The 16520-nt window shown below is 71.8% G+C and carries 16 protein-coding genes; 7 read left to right on the top strand and 9 right to left on the bottom strand.

The window, feature by feature from the left end:
- Positions 1-120: 120 nt before the first annotated feature.
- From ugpC to AB0D94_RS27765, 3 genes are all read left to right on the top strand, one after another.
- On the top strand, positions 121-1209 hold the full coding sequence (gene ugpC / locus AB0D94_RS27775; protein WP_362056764.1) for a sn-glycerol-3-phosphate ABC transporter ATP-binding protein UgpC: 1089 nt from the start codon (positions 121-123) through the stop codon (positions 1207-1209).
- Between the two features lie 296 nt (positions 1210-1505).
- Positions 1506-1919 (top strand): hypothetical protein, encoded by a 414-nt coding sequence (locus AB0D94_RS27770; RefSeq protein WP_362056761.1) that lies wholly within the window; start codon positions 1506-1508, stop codon positions 1917-1919.
- 28 nt (positions 1920-1947) lie between these two features.
- A complete protein-coding gene (locus AB0D94_RS27765; RefSeq protein ID WP_362056758.1) occupies positions 1948-2715 on the top strand; it encodes a nucleotidyltransferase family protein in 768 nt (255 codons plus the stop codon).
- A gap of 211 nt (positions 2716-2926) precedes the next feature.
- On the opposite strand, the gene AB0D94_RS27760 is transcribed toward AB0D94_RS27765, so the two are convergent.
- The 6 genes from AB0D94_RS27760 to AB0D94_RS27735 form a co-directional block, all read right to left on the bottom strand.
- Entirely contained in the window at positions 2927-4456 is a 1530-nt protein-coding gene (locus AB0D94_RS27760) for a DoxX family protein (RefSeq protein WP_362056755.1), read from the bottom strand.
- A 155-nt stretch (positions 4457-4611) separates the two neighbouring features.
- Positions 4612-5583, bottom strand: coding sequence for a 23S rRNA (guanosine(2251)-2'-O)-methyltransferase RlmB (gene rlmB / locus AB0D94_RS27755; RefSeq protein ID WP_362056752.1), 972 nt, complete (start codon positions 5581-5583; stop codon positions 4612-4614).
- Positions 5584-5678: 95 nt separating this feature from the next.
- Positions 5679-7079, bottom strand: coding sequence for a cysteine--tRNA ligase (cysS, locus tag AB0D94_RS27750; protein ID WP_362056748.1), 1401 nt, complete (start codon positions 7077-7079; stop codon positions 5679-5681).
- Between the two features lie 94 nt (positions 7080-7173).
- A complete protein-coding gene (gene ispF / locus AB0D94_RS27745; protein WP_362056745.1) occupies positions 7174-7680 on the bottom strand; it encodes a 2-C-methyl-D-erythritol 2,4-cyclodiphosphate synthase in 507 nt (168 codons plus the stop codon).
- The gene (gene ispD / locus AB0D94_RS27740; protein WP_362056742.1) at positions 7670-8434 is read right to left on the bottom strand and encodes a 2-C-methyl-D-erythritol 4-phosphate cytidylyltransferase; all 765 of its coding nucleotides are present in this window, start codon (positions 8432-8434) and stop codon (positions 7670-7672) included. The genes ispF and ispD overlap by 11 nt, the downstream gene beginning before the upstream one ends.
- Positions 8435-8800: 366 nt before the next feature.
- Positions 8801-9283 carry a CarD family transcriptional regulator gene (locus tag AB0D94_RS27735; protein WP_003953493.1) on the bottom strand — a complete coding sequence of 161 codons (483 nt, stop codon included), beginning with the start codon at positions 9281-9283 and terminating at the stop codon, positions 8801-8803.
- A gap of 612 nt (positions 9284-9895) precedes the next feature.
- Here AB0D94_RS27735 and AB0D94_RS27730 point away from each other — a divergent pair.
- The gene (locus AB0D94_RS27730) at positions 9896-10582 is read left to right on the top strand and encodes a DUF461 domain-containing protein (protein WP_362056739.1); all 687 of its coding nucleotides are present in this window, start codon (positions 9896-9898) and stop codon (positions 10580-10582) included.
- Between the two features lie 187 nt (positions 10583-10769).
- Here AB0D94_RS27730 and AB0D94_RS27725 read toward each other — a convergent pair whose 3' ends face one another.
- Complete coding sequence (locus AB0D94_RS27725; protein WP_030387286.1) at positions 10770-11450, bottom strand: response regulator transcription factor; 681 nt, start codon at positions 11448-11450, stop codon at positions 10770-10772.
- On the bottom strand, positions 11447-12691 hold the full coding sequence (locus tag AB0D94_RS27720) for an ATP-binding protein (RefSeq protein ID WP_362056735.1): 1245 nt from the start codon (positions 12689-12691) through the stop codon (positions 11447-11449). The genes AB0D94_RS27725 and AB0D94_RS27720 overlap by 4 nt, the downstream gene beginning before the upstream one ends.
- 216 nt (positions 12692-12907) lie before the next feature.
- Between AB0D94_RS27720 and phoU the strand changes: the two genes are divergently transcribed.
- A complete protein-coding gene (gene phoU / locus AB0D94_RS27715; protein WP_362056732.1) occupies positions 12908-13585 on the top strand; it encodes a phosphate signaling complex protein PhoU in 678 nt (225 codons plus the stop codon).
- Positions 13586-13880: 295 nt separating this feature from the next.
- On the top strand, positions 13881-14030 hold the full coding sequence (locus AB0D94_RS27710; protein ID WP_008743931.1) for a hypothetical protein: 150 nt from the start codon (positions 13881-13883) through the stop codon (positions 14028-14030).
- A 113-nt stretch (positions 14031-14143) separates the two neighbouring features.
- On the opposite strand, the gene AB0D94_RS27705 is transcribed toward AB0D94_RS27710, so the two are convergent.
- Complete coding sequence (locus AB0D94_RS27705) at positions 14144-14902, bottom strand: phosphoglyceromutase (protein WP_362056728.1); 759 nt, start codon at positions 14900-14902, stop codon at positions 14144-14146.
- A 164-nt stretch (positions 14903-15066) separates the two neighbouring features.
- Here AB0D94_RS27705 and AB0D94_RS27700 point away from each other — a divergent pair, with 164 nt between their 5' ends.
- Positions 15067-16452, top strand: a complete 1386-nt coding sequence (locus AB0D94_RS27700; RefSeq protein ID WP_362056725.1) for an MFS transporter — start codon at positions 15067-15069, stop codon at positions 16450-16452.
- Positions 16453-16520: the final 68 nt, after the last annotated feature.

Here is a 16520-nt window from a genome sequence, read left to right as displayed (position 1 = left end):
CGGGGGGTGCTGACAGGAGCCGTGCGGGCGGGGTAGCGTCGGGCGGAGTCCGGTCAACTGGACTAGACCTTCCACTCGGATCGTCCGGCACGTTCCTGCCGGTAGAAGGGATTCATCACCATGGCTTCTGTCACTTTCGACAAGGCGACCCGGCTGTACCCCGGCGGCGACAAGCCCGCCGTCGACGCGCTGGAGCTGGAGATCGAGGACGGCGAGTTCCTCGTCCTCGTCGGCCCGTCCGGCTGCGGCAAGTCCACCTCGCTGCGCATGCTCGCCGGCCTGGAGGACGTCAACGGCGGCGCCATCCGCATCGGCGACCGCGACGTCACGCACCTGCCGCCCAAGGACCGGGACATCGCGATGGTGTTCCAGAACTACGCGCTCTACCCGCACATGTCCGTCGCCGACAACATGGGCTTCGCGCTCAAGATCGCCGGTGAGGACAAGGCCACCATCCGCCGCAAGGTGGAGGACGCGGCGAAGATGCTGGACCTGACCCAGTACCTCGACCGCAAGCCGAAGGCGCTCTCCGGCGGCCAGCGCCAGCGCGTCGCCATGGGCCGGGCCATCGTGCGCAAGCCGCAGGTGTTCCTCATGGACGAGCCGCTGTCGAACCTCGACGCCAAGCTCCGCGTCTCCACCCGTACGCAGATCGCGGCGCTCCAGCGCGACCTCGGCATCACCACCGTCTACGTCACCCACGACCAGGTCGAGGCCATGACCATGGGCGACCGGGTGGCGGTCCTCAAGGACGGTCTGCTCCAGCAGGTCGACACCCCGCGCAACATGTACGACCGCCCGGCCAACCTCTTCGTCGCCGGCTTCATCGGCTCCCCGGCCATGAACCTGGTCGAGGTCCCGATCGCCGACGGCGGCGTGAAGTTCGGCGACAGCGTCGTCCCGGTGTCGCGCGAGGCGCTGTCCGCCGCGGCCGACGCGGGCGACCGCACCGTCACGGTCGGCGTCCGCCCCGAGCACTTCGACGTCGGCGACACGGGCGGTCTGACCATCACCGTGAACGTGGTCGAGGAACTCGGCGCCGACGGCTACGTCTACGGCTCCACCCCGGCCGCCGAGGGCGGACAGGACATCGTGGTCCGCGTCGGCGGCCGCCAGGTCCCCGAGAAGGGCTCGACCCTGCACGTGGTGCCGCGGGCCGGCGAGATCCACGTGTTCTCGACCTCCTCCGGCGAGCGGCTCTCCAACTAGCAGCGCCGCCGCAAGGGTTCGAAGGGGCGTCCCGTCAAGGGGCGCCCCTTTCCCGTGCGTTGGGGGAACGGGCGCGAGAGAGCCGCCCCGGAGACTCCGCCGGAGGGCCGTCGCAGGACCGTCCCAGGACCCGCCGGAGAGCCCCGCGCAGGACCCGCGGGAACCAGGAAGGAACCCTGGCAGACCGGGCATTCGGCCCCGCCCGTCAACCCATAATTCGAAAAGCCACATCGAACCATCCCCCGACCGGGTGACTAAATGTCGCCAAATCTTCACCGAGCGCTACTCTCGCCCTCGTGACCCACACTGCCCGCCGTATCGGCCGTTCCCTCGCCCTGGTCCTGCCCGTCGTCCTGGTCCTGTCCGGGACCCTCGCGGTCACCATGGTCCCCTGGGCGGACACGTCCTCCTCCCAGATCCTGACCGCTTCCGCCGAGGACGTCTCCGTCCCCGCGAAGCCGCGCGCCGCGCAGGAGCTGCTGCGCGACAAGCTCGTCGACGAGCTGCGCGCCGGCCAGGAGCCGGGTGACGTCCTCACCCACCTCCAGCAGGAGGTGAACAAGCGCCCCTCGCTCGCCGAGCACTGCGTCGGGATCGCCCGGGCGCTGGGGCGGGCCGCCGTGGAGGTGTACGGCCCGACGAAGGCCCAGTCCGTCGCCCGGCCCGTGTGCGACACCTCGTACGCGTCCGGCGTCGCCTCCATGGGCTGAGGGCCGCCGCGTCCCTACGCTGGCCGCCATGACCGACGCGCCTCCCGCACCCCGATCCACCGATCCCGCAGCCGCGTTCCCCGCCGCACCCACCCAGGCAGTCGTCCTGGCGGGCGGCCAGGGTTCGCGGCTGCGGCCGTACACGGACGACCGCCCGAAGCCGATGGTGGAGATCCCGGGGACCGGGGTGCCGATCATCGGGCACCAGCTGGCCTGGCTGGCCGCCGAGGGGGTCACGCACGCCGTGGTCTCCTGCGGGCACCTCGCGGAGGTGCTCCAGGAGTGGCTGGGGCAGGCGCGGCTGCCGCTGCACGTGACGACCGTGGTCGAGGAGGAGCCCCTGGGGCGGGGCGGCGGCCTCAAGTACGCCGCGCGGCACCTGCCGTTCCCCGAGCAGGCCTGGTACGCGACGAACGGTGACATCTGGACCCGTTTCTCGCTCCGGGAGATGGCCGCCTTCCACGCCGAGCGCGGTGCGACGGCGACCCTCGCCCTCGCCCGGCCGCGGATCCCCTGGGGGGTGGTGGAGACGAACGAGTTCGGGCAGGTGCTGGACTTCATCGAATCCCCGCCGTCGCCTTATCTGATCAACGCCGGCGTGTACGTCTTCGGTCCCGAATTCGCCGCGCTGCTGCCCGACTTGGGCGACCACGAGCGCACCACTTTCCCGCGCCTGGCCCGCGAACGCCGCCTGGCGGGCTTCCCGCTGCCCCAGGGGGCCTACTGGCGGGCGATCGACACGGCCAAGGACTTGACCGAGGCGGCAAGGGAGTTGGCCGCGCAGACGGCCTCCTGAGGCTTTTCATACGCGAGTTCGGCGCCCGTACGCAGGTCCCGTACGGGCACACGCGGCCCGGCACACGCGGCCCGGCACACCCGCAGCAAAGGCACGGCACACACGGCCCGGCGCACGCACACCCGCACCCGCACGGCAGAGCCACGGCACACGCGGCGGGGCCCGGCACGCTCGTGCGTACCGGGCCCCGTCGCTTCGTCCGCCGGGCTGATCAGCCGAGGAGGCCGCCCACCAGGCCGGGCTGCTTCGTCGGGGTGCTGCTCCCGCCCGTTCCGCCGCTCCCCGAGGAGGAGGACGGCGCCTTCTGCGGGGCGGACTGCCGGGGGGTGCTGCGCGGGGTCTGCTTGCCGGTGGTGCCACGGGTCGCGGTGGGCGACTCGGAGCCGGTCCCGGCGGTCTCCCGGGCGGGGCCGCCCGAGGCACCGCGTCCGGACTTCGCGGCGGGCTCGGTCGGGGTGGCCGAGGGCTCCGCCGCCTTCGAGGGCTGCTGCGAGGGCTGCTGCTGCTGCGGCTGGCGGGCCGGGGTCTGCGGCAGCGGCGTACCGGGCAGGTAGTTGGCCGGGGGCTGCCCCGGGCCGGGCACGGTGACCACGGTGGTGGAGCGGACGGCTCCGCCGAGGAGCGAGCCGACGAGCAGGGTCAGGCCGCATACGACGGTGGCCATGACGGCCCCGCGCCGCAGGACGCGCCGCCGCAGCCGCCACACCTCGGAGCGCGGTCCGAGCGTGCGCCAGGCCTCGCCGGCGAGCCGCCCGTCGAGGGAGTACACCGGCGCGCCGGCGATGATCAGCGGGGACCAGGCGGCGAGGTAGATGATGTCGGGCGCGTCGTAGGCGGGGACGGTCTTCCAGCTCACCGTCATCAGCAGCGCGGCGGACAGCAGTGCCCCGAAGCAGGCGGCGAACCGCTGCCACAGGCCGAACACCGTCAGCACGCCGACGATGACCTGGAGGAACGCGACGCTGAGCCCGGCTCCGACCGGGTGCGCGAGCGCGAAGTCCCGCAGCGGCTCGGCGAGGGCCCAGGGGTGCAGGGTGTGCAGCCAGGTGACCATGGAGCCGCGTTCGCCGCCGTCGAAGTAGACGGGGTCGCACAGCTTGCCCATGCCGGCGTAGATGGAGATGAAGCCGAGGAAGACGCGCAGCGGGAGCAGCACGACGCCGAGGTTCATCCGGCGGCCGGGGTAGTACGAGGCCTGTCCGCGCGCGTCGGGGCCGCCGCGCCGGGCGTCCGGCCCGGGTTCGGGCGGCCCGTCCGCGTATCCGGCCGCGTACGGCAGGTCGCGTACGGCGGCCAGCGGGCGCGTCTCGCCGGGATCGCCGTAGGTGCGCTGGCCGATGACGGTCGGCGTGACGAGGGTGTCCTCGGCGAGGTCGTGGGCCAGGTCGATGCGCGGGATGACCTGGGTGGCGCCGCCGTCGTACCCGTCGCTGCCTCTGCCTGCCTCCCGTACGGCCTGGAGGAGTCCGCCCATGGCCGCGGCGTCACCGGCGTCCGACTTGCCGCTCCAGACGACGGGGGCCCGGCGGCGGGTGACCCCGGCGGCGGCGACCACGGCGCCGCCGAGCACGGGGGCTCTGCCGGGGGCGTTCGCGGGCTTGGAACGCGCGCTCGGGCTCGGTGCGAGCCGCACGCGGAAGCTGGCGTGGTTGACGATGACCTGTGCGGGATCGCACGGCACCTTGACCATGCTCAGCGCGGGCTGGTCGTCGAACCCTGACGTTCTGGTGTCCACACTCATCTAACCGAGTGATCAGTGTTTAGGACACTGCCTTGACATCAGGGATCTGTCCGAGACCCGTCAAGATCAAGTCACCCCGCCCGAAAAGGACGGGGTGACACGCTCACGGGTCACGGACCGTAGGCCATTCGGCAGAGCTCCGACGCGCGGAGAGCTCAGACGCGCCCACGGTTCGCGCGGCTGCGGGCCGCCTCGTACAGCACGACGCCCGCGGCGACACCGGCGTTGAGGGATTCGGCGCCACCCGGCATCGGGATGCGGACGAGGTAGTCGCAGTTCTCGCCGACGAGCCGGCCCAGGCCCTTGCCCTCGGAGCCGACGACGATGACGACCGGGCCGCCGAGCGCCGCCAGGTCGCTGACGGTGTGCTCGCCCTCGGCCGCGAGACCGACGACGGTGATGCCGGCCTTCTTGTACTCCTGGAGGGCGCGGGTCAGGTTGGTGACGCGGGAGACCGGGGTACGGGCGGCGGTGCCGGCCGAGGTCTTCCAGGCACCGGCGGTCATGCCGGCGGCGCGGCGCTCGGGGATGACCACGCCGTGGCCGCCGAAGGCGGAGACGGAGCGGACGATCGCGCCGAGGTTGCGCGGGTCGGTGACCCCGTCGAGCGCGACGATCAGCGGGTCCTCGCCGTTGTCGTACGCGGCGGCGGTGAGGTCCTCCGGGTGCGCGTACTCGTACGGCGGGACCTGGAGGACCATGCCCTGGTGGTTGAGCCCGTTGGTCATGCGGTCGAGCTCGGGGCGCGGGGCTTCCATCAGGTTGATGTTGCCGCGCTCGGCCGCGAGCTGGAGGGCTTCGCGGACGCGCTCGTCGTTGTCGATGAACTGCTGCACGTACAGGGTGGTCGCGGGTACGCCGTCGCGCAGCGCCTCGAAGACCGGGTTGCGGCCGACGACCATCTCGCTGGTGCCCTTGGGGCCGCCGCGGCGGGGGGCCGGGCGGCGCTTGGCGGCCTGGCGGGCCATGGCGTTGCTGATGCGGTTCGCCTTGTGCTTCTTGCGGTCCTCGGCCTTGGGCGTGGGGCCCTTGCCTTCCAGGCCCTTGCGCCGCTGGCCACCGCTGCCGACCGTCGCGCCCTTCTTGTTGGACGTGCGACGGTTCCTGCGCTGGCTGTTCCCGGCCATGACTTCTACCTGTTTTCGTTGATGCTGCGGTATGTACGTATGAAGAGTGTGCCGCCCGGAGCGCCGGGCGGCACACCAAGTTCAGCGGGCCGGGCTCAGCGGGGGCCGAGCGTCCAGCGCGGACCCGTCGGGCTGTCCTCGATGACCAGGCCGGACTGCTGGAGCTGGTCGCGGATGGCGTCGGCGGTGGCCCAGTCCTTGCGGGCCCGGGCGGACTCGCGCTGCTCCAGGACCAGGCGTACGAGGGTGTCGACGGCGCCGTGGAGGTCCTCGCCGCGGTCGGTCTCGCCCGCCCAGTGCGGGTCGAGCGGGTCCAGGCCGAGGACACCGAGCATGGCCCGGACCTCGGACAGCCGCGCGATGGCCGCGTCCTTGTCGTCGGCGGCCAGGGCGCTGTTGCCCTGGCGGACCGTGGTGTGGACGATGGCGAGCGCCTGCGGGACGCCCAGGTCGTCGTCCATGGCCTCGGCGAAGGCGGGCGGGACCTCGGCGGCGGGCTCGACCGCGCCGCCGGCCTTCTCGATGACGCGCTGGTAGAAGCCCTCGATCCGGGCGAACGCCGACTCGGCCTCGCGCAGGGCCTCCTCGCTGTACTCGATCATCGACCGGTAGTGCGGGGTGCCGAGGTAGTAGCGCAGCACGATCGGGCGCCACTGCTTGACCATCTCGGAGACGAGGACCGAGTTGCCGAGCGACTTGGACATCTTCTCGCCGGACATGGTGACCCAGGCGTTGTGCACCCAGTACGCCGCGAACGCGTCGCCGAAGGCCTTGGCCTGGGCGATCTCGTTCTCGTGGTGCGGGAAGATCAGGTCCAGGCCGCCGCCGTGGATGTCGAAGGCCTCGCCGAGGTACTTGTGCGCCATGGCGGAGCACTCCAGGTGCCAGCCCGGGCGGCCGCGGCCCCACGGGGTCTCCCAGGAGGGCTCGCCGGGCTTGACCGACTTCCACATGGCGAAGTCGCGGGCGTCGCGCTTGCCCGTCTCGCCGGTGGACTCCGGCTGGCGGATGTTGTCGAGGTCCTGGCGGGAGAGCGCGAGGTAGTCGGGGTACGACTTCACGTCGAAGTAGACGTTGCCCTCGGACTCGTAGGCGTGGCCGCGCTCGATGAGGCCGCGCATCATCTCGACCATCTCGGTGACGTGGCCGGTGGCGCGGGGCTCGTAGGTGGGCGGGAGGCAGCCGAGGGCGGCGTAACCGTCGTTGAAGGCGCGCTCGTTCTCGTACCCGATGGACCACCAGGGGCGGCGCTGCTCGGCGGACTTCGCGATGATCTTGTCGTCGATGTCCGTGACGTTGCGGATGAAGGTGACCTCGTAGCCCCGGTACTCGAACCAGCGGCGCATCATGTCGAAGTTGAGGCCCGACCGGATGTGCCCGATGTGCGGGGCGGCCTGCACCGTGGCGCCACAGAGGTAGATCGAGACACAGCCCGCTGTGAGCGGGGTGAAGTCGCGGATCTGCCGGGCGCTGGTGTCGTACAGGCGAATAGTCACGGCATCCAGGGTAGTGCGCCTGTAGCAGTGCCCCGCGACCCTTTCGGGACGCGGGGCGGGTTTGTTGCCGAAGCGGTGCGTCGGCGAGCGGGACTCAGGTCCGGCTCGTGCGGTACACCAGGGCGGTGGCGATGGCGGCGAGCCCCTCGGCGCGGCCGGTGAGGCCCAGGCCGTCGGTGGTGGTGCCGGACACGGACACGGGGGCGCCCGCTGCGGCCGCGAGCGCCTTCTGCGCCTCTTCGCGCCGCTTGCCGATCTTCGGCCGTACGCCGATCACCTGGATCGCGATGTTGCCGATCTCGAAGCCCTCGGCGCGGACGATGCGGGCGGCCTCCGCCAGGAGGGTGACCCCGGCGGCGCCGGACCACTCGGGGCGGGAGGTGCCGAAGTGCGCGCCGAGGTCTCCGACTCCGGCGGCGGAGAAGAGCGCGTCGCAGGCGGCGTGTGCGGCGACGTCGCCGTCGGAGTGCCCGGCGAGCCCGTCCTCGCCCTCCCACAGCAAGCCTGCGCACCACAGCTCACGGCCGGTCTCGAAGGCGTGCACGTCGGTGCCGATGCCGACGAGCGGGATCAGCGGCTGGGCGGTGCGGTCAGTAGGCATCGGTGGCCCTCCTGCGGGCGAGTACGGCCTCGGCGAGGACCAGGTCGAGCGGACGGGTGACCTTGAAGGCCTCTTCGTGGCCGGGGACGACCGTGACGGTGATGCCGAGGCGTTCGACCATCCCGGCGTCGTCGGTGGCGCCCTCGCCGCCGAGGTCGATCTCCCGGTGCGCGCGGGCGAGGGTGGCGAGGTCGAAGCCCTGCGGGGTCTGTACGGCGCGCAGCCGGGCGCGTTCGGGGGTGGCCACGACCGGCTCGGGCTCGCCGGGCTTGCCGGGCTCGACCTCCTTGACGGTGTCGGCCAGCGGCAGGCCGGGGACCACGGCGGGGGCGCCCTCGCGGACGGCCTCGACGACGGCGTCCACGGTGTCCACGGGGACCAGCGGGCGGGCCGCGTCGTGGACGAGTACGGAGGTGATGTGCCCGGGGAGGGCGTCCAGGCCGGCGCGCACGGACTCCTGGCGGGTCTCCCCGCCGGGGACGACCAGGACCTCGGTGCGGTCGGGCAGCGCGTGCTCGTCGAGGAGCAGGCGTACGTCGGCGGCGTCGGCGGGCGGCGCGACGACGACCACGACGGAGACCGCGCGCGAGCGGGCCATCGCGCGGACGGCGTGGACGAGCATGGGGATGCCGCCGAGGGACCTCAGGGCCTTGGGGGCGCCTGGGCCGAGGCGCACCCCGCGGCCGGCGGCCGGGATGACCGCGGCGGTGTGGTGGGGGTGCGGGGCGCCCTCGGGGCGCGATTCGTCATACATCGATGGCTCCGATAGCTCCGGGTTGCGCAGCCAGGTTTGTGGCTTCGGCCGACATGGGTATGGCCTGAAGCGTGCCGGGTGCGACGCCCCTCGCCCCTTCCGTGACGACCGGTCGAGCAGGCTGCCCGGGCCCGGCACGCCAGTGAGGCAACACGCCAGTGAGGCAATGGCTTCAAGGGGTACGTACGGGTGTGCGGGTGCAGACATGCCGCAGCGCCCGGCAACAGGTCTCTCGTGGAGGAGAGACCGCGTCAGCGGGCACCGCGGCACAACTGTGTAAACACTGTTTTGATGAACCCGTGTGATCAGCCGCGTCGAGGACAACGCGGATGAACGCTGATCGGGAACGGTGGACGGGGCCTCGCGTCAGGACGCGAGCACCTCGTCGAGGAGGGCCTCGGCCTTGTCCTCGTTCGTGTTCTCGGCGAGCGCGAGCTCGCTCACCAGGATCTGGCGTGCCTTCGCGAGCATGCGCTTCTCGCCCGCGGACAGCCCGCGCTCGCGCTCACGACGCCACAGGTCGCGCACAACTTCGGCGACCTTGATGACATCGCCAGAAGCGAGCTTCTCCAGATTTGCCTTGTAGCGCCGGGACCAGTTCGTCGGCTCTTCTGCGTACGGTGCGCGAAGCACCTCGAAGACCCGGTCCAGCCCGTCCTGGCCGACTACGTCGCGAACACCGACGAACTCCGCATTGTCCGCAGGCACACGAACCGTCAGGTCGCCCTGGGCGACCTTGAGCACCAAGTAGGTCTTGTCCACGCCTTTGATCTGACGAGTCTCAATGGCCTCGATCAGCGCGGCCCCGTGATGGGGATAGACCACGGTGTCGCCAACCTTGAACGTCATGTGACAGGTACCCCTTCCGTGGCTATCCAGGGTAACACGAGAACTGACTGTTATGAATGGCGTTTTCGCAGGTCAGGGCATATCTCGGGGCTTGACAACAGCGACAGGAACGTGCTGCGGAGGGCTCCTGGAAGGGGGTAATCGCAGGTCGGGGGCGCTGTGCGGACCAGGCGAAAGGGCCACGCTACACCTGTCCGGCACACCCGTCAGCGTGACGTACGTCCCGTTTTGCCGGGTTCGAGGCCGGGAAACCGAACTACTCCGATCGACTGGCGGGCGCCCGTACGGAGGGGTTCCGGCCCAATCCGCAATTGATCACGGAGGCGCGTTCGGGGGAATCCCGGAATTGATCACCGGGCGGCCGCGCGCACGTTATACGAGCGGAACATGATCGGCGAGGGGAACCCCGACGGGGCCGCACCCGGAATGCAAGATCGCGGGACGGATCGCGGGATGGGGCGAGGGTGGCCCGTGTGCTGCGGAGGGTCGGGTGCGGGGGCGGGGCGGCGGCTCGGTAACCTAAGCGCGCTGACACACCCTTAGAGCGGCTTTACCTTCGCCGTTCCGAGCGTCCACCTTCCCGTTCCGTACGTCCAAGGAGATGCCGCCGCCGTGAGCCGCAGCCTTCGACGCGGCGCCCTCGCCGCCACCGCCGTCGTGTTCTCGATCGCCTCGCTGGCCGCCTGCGGTGCGGGCACCCACGCGGAGACCCTCCAGATCAAGCCCGACAACGCCGCCGCCACCAAGGGCGACATCAAGATCCAGAACGCACTGGTCATCACCCAGGGCGAGAAGGACAAGAAGGGCCCCGCGGCCGTCTCGGCGACCGTGTTCAACGCGGGCACCGAGCCGCAGACCCTTGACGCCGTCACCCTCGGGGGTGGCAAGGCCAAGGTCGCGCTGAAGGCCGCCGAGGGCTCCGGCAAGGTCACCGTGCCCGCCGGCGGCTCCGTGGTCCTGGGCGGCCAGGGCAACGCCTCCGCCGTGATCGAGGGCGCGGACGCCCTCGTGGACGGCAACGTGCAGCAGGTCGTCTTCCAGCTGAGCCGCACGGGCAAGGTCGAGCTGGAAGCCTTCGTGGTCCCGGCCACGGGCATGTACGCCGGCTTCGGCCCGACCGTGGCCCCCGCCGCCGGCTCCACCCCGTCGGGCAGCCCCTCGGGCACCCCGTCCGGTTCCCCGTCGGGCGCGGCGTCGGGCTCGCCCTCCGGTGCGGCGTCGGGCAGCCCGTCCGGCACCCCTGCGGGCAAGCCGGGCGGCTCGCCGTCCGGCTCCGCCTCGCACGCCGCGGGTCACTGAGGCCCGCCGCACCACGACGACGTACGGGAAGGGCCCCCGGCCGCTGCTGCGGCCGGGGGCCCTTCCCGCTGTCCCGTCCCACGTGCCCACGTGCGCCCCTCGCGCGGCTGAGGCCCCGGGGGCATCACCGGCTTCCAGGCGCTGCGCCGGCCTCCGACCGGCGTCGGACCGCCGGAACGCCCTCGGCTTACGGCTCGAACTTGTAACCGAGGCCGCGAACCGTGACCAGGTAGCGCGGCGCACCCGGATCCGGCTCGATCTTGGCGCGCAGGCGCTTGACGTGGACGTCGAGGGTCTTGGTGTCACCGACGTAGTCGGCGCCCCAGACCCGGTCGATCAGCTGCATGCGGGTCAGTACCCGCCCCGCGTTGCGCAGCAGCATCTCCAGCAGGTCGAACTCCTTCAGCGGGAGGTCCACCTTGCCGCCCGCGACGGTGACCACGTGGCGGTCGACGTCCATCCGTACGGGACCCGCCTCCAGGGCCGCCGGGGTGACCTCCTCCGGTTCGCCGCGGCGGCGCAGGACCGCGCGGATGCGGGCGACCAGCTCCCGCGAGGAGAAGGGCTTGGTGACGTAGTCGTCGGCTCCTATCTCCAGCCCGACGACCTTGTCGATTTCGCTGTCCTTGGCGGTCACCATGATCACGGGGACGTTGGAGCGGCCGCGCAGCTGCCGGCAGACCTCCGTGCCCGGCAGGCCGGGGAGCATCAGGTCGAGGAGGACGAGGTCGGCGCCGTTGCGCTCGAACTCGTCGAGCCCGTCGGGCCCGGTCGCGGCGATCGCGACCTCGAAGCCCTCCTTGCGGAGCATGTAGGACAGGGCGTCGCTGAAGGATTCCTCATCCTCGACGACGAGCACTCGGGTCACGGAAGGACCTCCGGGGCAGGAATGGCTGGTGCTGTTTCTGGTTCAAGCAGGGGCTGGGTGGATTCGGTGGCCGTCGCCGGGGCCGGCGCGGCCGCTTCGGGAAGTCGCAGGGTGAACGTGGAACCCTGACCCTCCGAGCTCCAGACCGCCACCTCCCCGCCGTGCGAGGCCGCCACGTGCTTCACGATCGCGAGGCCGAGGCCCGTTCCTCCCGTGGCACGGGAGCGGGCCGGGTCCACGCGGTAGAAGCGCTCGAAGATGCGCTCGCGGTCCTTTTCCGGGATGCCGATGCCCTGGTCGGTCACGGCTATCTCGATCAAGTCTCCCCCAGGTGCCGCCACCCTGCGTCCGGCGATGCCGACGCGGGTGCGGGCGGGGCTGTAGTTGACGGCGTTCTCGACCAGGTTTCCGAGGGCTGCCGCGAGCTGTCCGCGGTTGCCCCAGACGCGCAGGTCGGCGGTGCCGCCCGCGGCCATGGTGATCTGTTTCGAGGAGGCCGTGTGACGGCAGCGGTCGATGGCCTCGGCGACCAGCGTGTCCACGCGGACGGGCTCGGCGTCCTCCAGAGGGTCGTCGTTCTGTACCCGGGAGAGGTCGATGAGCTCCTGCACGAGGTTGATCAGCCGGGTGGACTCGATCTGCATCCGGCCCGCGAAGCGGCTGACCGCCTCGGGGTCGTCCGCGGCGTCCATGACCGCCTCGGAGAGCAGGGAGATCGCTCCGACCGGTGTCTTCAGCTCGTGGGACACGTTGGCCACGAAGTCACGGCGTACGGCCTCGATGCGGCGGGCCTCGGTGAGGTCCTCGACCAGGAGGAGCACCAGGCGGGAGCCGAGCGGGGCCACGCGCGCCGAGACCGCGAGGGCCTCGCCGCGGCCGGTGCCGCGCCGGGGCAGGTCGAGCTCGACCTGGCGTATCTCCCCGTCGCGGCGGGTGTCGCGGGCCATGTGGAGCATGGGCTCCACGGCGAGCTTGCCGCCGCGGACCAGACCGAGGGCGTACGCCGCCGAGCTGGCCTTGACCACCGCGTCGCCCTCGTCGAGTACGACGGCGGAGGAGCGCAGTACGGAGAGGACGGTGTCCACGCCGGGCGGGAGCACCGCGTTGATGTCGGGGCGCATGGAGCTCCGGGTGGGGCGGGCTTGGTCGCGCTCGCTCCAGCGGAACGCCAGCATCGCGATCACACCGGTGCAAAGACCGGCGATCGCTGCAGCTGCGGCGACCGCCGCGTTCACGTCCATGCATCCAGGTTAAGCAGGCTGAACGGCACTTCCACAGCCGTTCGGGTGGCACCTCGAACAGTCGTCGCCCAGAGTTCACCCTGGGGACGGGGCTGATTCACTTGCGGTGCCGGAGTCGGACGCGTTTGCGGCTCACCTTGTCAACGTAGGGCGAGAGGCCACTCCCGGCCGGCCGCCCCGGCAGCAGTGCAGTAGGTCAAGAGAGGGACACCAGACATGCGTGACGCGTACCACGAGGAACTGGACTCGATCGGAGAGGGCCTGGTCGAGATGGCCCGGCTGGTCGGTTCCGCGATCGGGCGGGCCACGACGTCCATGCTCGACGCCGACCTGAAGCTCGCCGAGAGTGTCATCGCCGCCGACCAGAAGGTCGACGACCTCCAGCACGACCTGGAGGCCCGCGCCATCGCCCTGCTGGCCCGGCAGCAGCCGGTCGCCACCGACCTGCGCATCGTCGTGACCTCGCTGCGGATGAGCGCGGACCTGGAGCGCAGCGGCGACCTGGCCCAGCACGTGGCGAAGCTCGCCCGGCTGCGCTTCCCGGCCACGGCCGTGCCGCGGGACCTGCACGCCACCATCCTGGAGATGGGGCAGCTGGCGCAGCGCCTGATGGCGAAGGCCGCCGAGGTCATCATCACCAAGGACGTCGACCTGGCGCTCCAGCTGGAGCAGGACGACGACGAGATGGACCAGCTGCACCGCACGCTGTTCCAGCACCTGATGGACGACCGCTGGAAGCACGGCATCGAGACCGCGGTGGACGTGACCCTGCTGGGCCGCTACTACGAGCGCTTCGCGGACCACGCGGTGTCGGTGGCCAAGCGCGTGGTCTACCTGGTGACGGGCGAGCACGCGGACGAGCTCCAGGCGCCGACCCAGGTCGACGGCGTCTGACCCACGGGCGGGCCCGCGGGGGTCCACCGGGGGGGTAGGTCCACAGGGGCAGGTGGTCCAGCACGGCTGGTGGGTCCAGCAGGCCGCGAGGGTCCACCGAGACGGGTGGGCCCAGCGGGCCGTGGGGGCCCAGCGGAACGGTTGGGCCCAGCGGGCCGTGGGGGCCACCGACCTGCGGCGGCCGCGGGGGCGCGAGCCCCAATGCGCCGTTGACGCGCCGGTGTGGCTGGGCATGAATGAGGCGAAGGCGGTCCGTCGTACGGCGGCCCGTACGCCGCCTGCACGAGGAGGAACCATGCCCGATTCCCCCGTCCCCATCACCCCGGAGCAGGAGCAGCAGCCCCGGCCGGAGCCGCTGCGCCTCCCGCTGCTCGCGGCCTGCGGCTGCGGCTCGGGCTGCGGCTGCGGCTGCCAGTCCGGCGCCCCCTGCCAGTGCGGCGGCTGACCCCGCCCATCCCGGCTCGCACGCGCGCGGGGGCCCGAAGCCGGGCCCGGACCAGCGAACGGCCCCCCACCGGCGGACAAACCGCGGGCGGGGGGCCGTTTCGTGCGTGAGGGTTACTTCTTGCCCTGGTTCTTGACGGCCTCGATGGCGGCCGCGGCCGCGTCCGGGTCGAGGTAGGTGCCGCCCGGCTTGAGGGGCTTGAAGTCGGCATCCAGCTCGTAGGCGAGCGGGATGCCGGTCGGGATGTTCAGGCCCGCGATGTCGGCGTCGGAGATGCCGTCCAGGTGCTTGACCAGGGCGCGCAGGGAGTTGCCGTGCGCGGCGACCAGGACCGTGCGGCCGGCCAGCAGGTCCGGGACGATCGAGTCGTACCAGTACGGCAGCATGCGGACGACGACGTCCTTGAGGCACTCCGTGCGCGGGCGCAGCTCCGGCGGGATGGAGGCGTAGCGCGGGTCCTCGGACTGGGAGAACTCCGTGCCGTCCTCGAGGGCCGGCGGCGGGGTGTCGTACGAGCGGCGCCACAGCATGAACTGCTCCTCGCCGAACTCGGCGAGGGTCTGGGCCTTGTCCTTGCCCTGGAGGGCGCCGTAGTGGCGCTCGTTCAGGCGCCAGGAGCGGTGGACCGGGATCCAGTGACGGTCGGCGGCCTCGAGCGCCATCTGCGCGGTGCGGATCGCGCGCTTCTGGAGCGAGGTGTGCACGACGTCGGGGAGCAGGCCGGCGTCCTTGAGCAGCTCACCGCCGCGGACCGCCTCCTTCTCGCCCTTCTCGTTGAGGTTGACGTCCACCCAGCCGGTGAACAGGTTCTTCGCGTTCCACTCGCTCTCGCCGTGGCGGAGGAGGATCAGCTTGTACGGTGCGTCGGCCATGCGTACGAGCCTAATGGACGGGCCGGGCCGCTCGCGCGCGGTCCGGGGGTCGCCCGCGGGGGGCGCCGATTGACGTCGGGCGTCAATTCGCTGGCGCCGGGAAGGGGCCGACTCGTAACGTGCGGAAAGCCGTTGAGACGCTTACACCGCCGGGGGGATCCCTTATGTCCGTTGCCAGTGTCAGACGGGCTGCCCGGGAGAGCGTGTCGGGTCTGCCGCGTGCGTTCTGGTGGCTGTGGGCGAGCACCCTCGTCAACCGACTCGGGGCCTTCGTCGCCACATTCATGACCATGTACCTGACCCTCGACCGGGGCTATTCGGCCTCCTTCGCGGGACTTGTGGTCGCCCTGCACGGGCTCGGCGGTGTGCTCTCCTCACTCGCCGCGGGGGTGATGACCGACCGGCTGGGGCGGCGGCCGACGCTGCTGGCGGCGAACGTCTCGACGGCGTTCTCGGTGGCCCTGCTCGGCTTCATGGAGCACCCGGCGGCCATCGCGGCGGTGGCGCTGCTGGTCGGCATGACCTCGAACGCCTCGCGGCCGGCGGTCTCGGCGATGATGGCGGACATCGTCCGCCCCGAGGACCGGGTACGGGCCTTCGCGCTCAACTACTGGGCCATCAACCTCGGCTTCGCGGTCTCCGCGACCGCGGCGGGGCTGATCGCGGAGTACAGCTACCTGGCCGGGTTCCTGGGCGAGGCCGCGCTGACGCTGGCCTGCGCGGTGCTGGTGTACGCCAAGCTGCCGGAGTCCCGGCCGGACGCGGGCACGGCCGACGGGACGCGTGCCGCGGGGACGGCCGACGGCAAGACCGGCGGCAAGACCGGCGGCAAGGCCGACGACGAGTCCGGGATCGGGCTGGGGACCGTCCTGCGGGACAGGCGGTTCATGGGCGTGGTCGGGCTGTCCTTCCTGATCTCCCTGATCTTCACCCAGGGCTCCGTGGGCCTGCCCGTGGCGATGGGCGCCGCCGGGTTCTCGCCCGGGGACTACGGGCTGGTCATCGCCGTGAACGGCCTGCTGATCGTGCTGCTCCAGCTCCCGGTCACGCGGTTCATCGAGCACCGCGACCCGCAGAAGCTCCTGGTGGTCTCGGCGCTGCTGGCCGGGTACGGGTTCGCGCTGACGGCCTTCGCCGGGCCGCTGTGGGCGTACGCGCTGACGGTGGGCGTGTGGACGCTGGCCGAGATCGTGAACTCCCCGACCCAGATGGGCCTCGTCGTGCGCCTCTCGCCGCTGCACGGCCGCGGGCGCTACCAGGGGATGTACAACATGTCCTGGGCCGTGGCCGCGCTCGTCGCGCCGCTGATGGCCGGTTTCGTGATCGACCGGTACGGGGCGGACTGGCTGTGGGGCGCCACCGGCGTACTGGGCACGGTGGCGGGTGCGGGCTACTGGCTGCTGATGCGGAGGCTCCCCGAGAGTGACGCGGGTTCGGGGCGCGGCGTCGAAGCCGGTACGGCAGGCGGAGCCGGTACGGCAGCCGGAGCCGGTACGGCAGGCGGAGCCGCGGAGACGGCGAAGCCGGCGGCACCGGCCGGCGTGGCGTAGCCACCGGGCTCTGCCCGGATCCGCGCCTCAAACGCCGGCGGGGCTGGATTTGCCCGAACCCGCGCCTC

It is taken from the genome of Streptomyces sp. NPDC048255 (assembly GCF_040652415.1).
In the GTDB taxonomy this organism is placed as follows: domain Bacteria; phylum Actinomycetota; class Actinomycetes; order Streptomycetales; family Streptomycetaceae; genus Streptomyces.
Note: the sequence above shows the minus strand (reverse complement) of the source record. Positions and strands in the feature narration are given on the sequence as shown.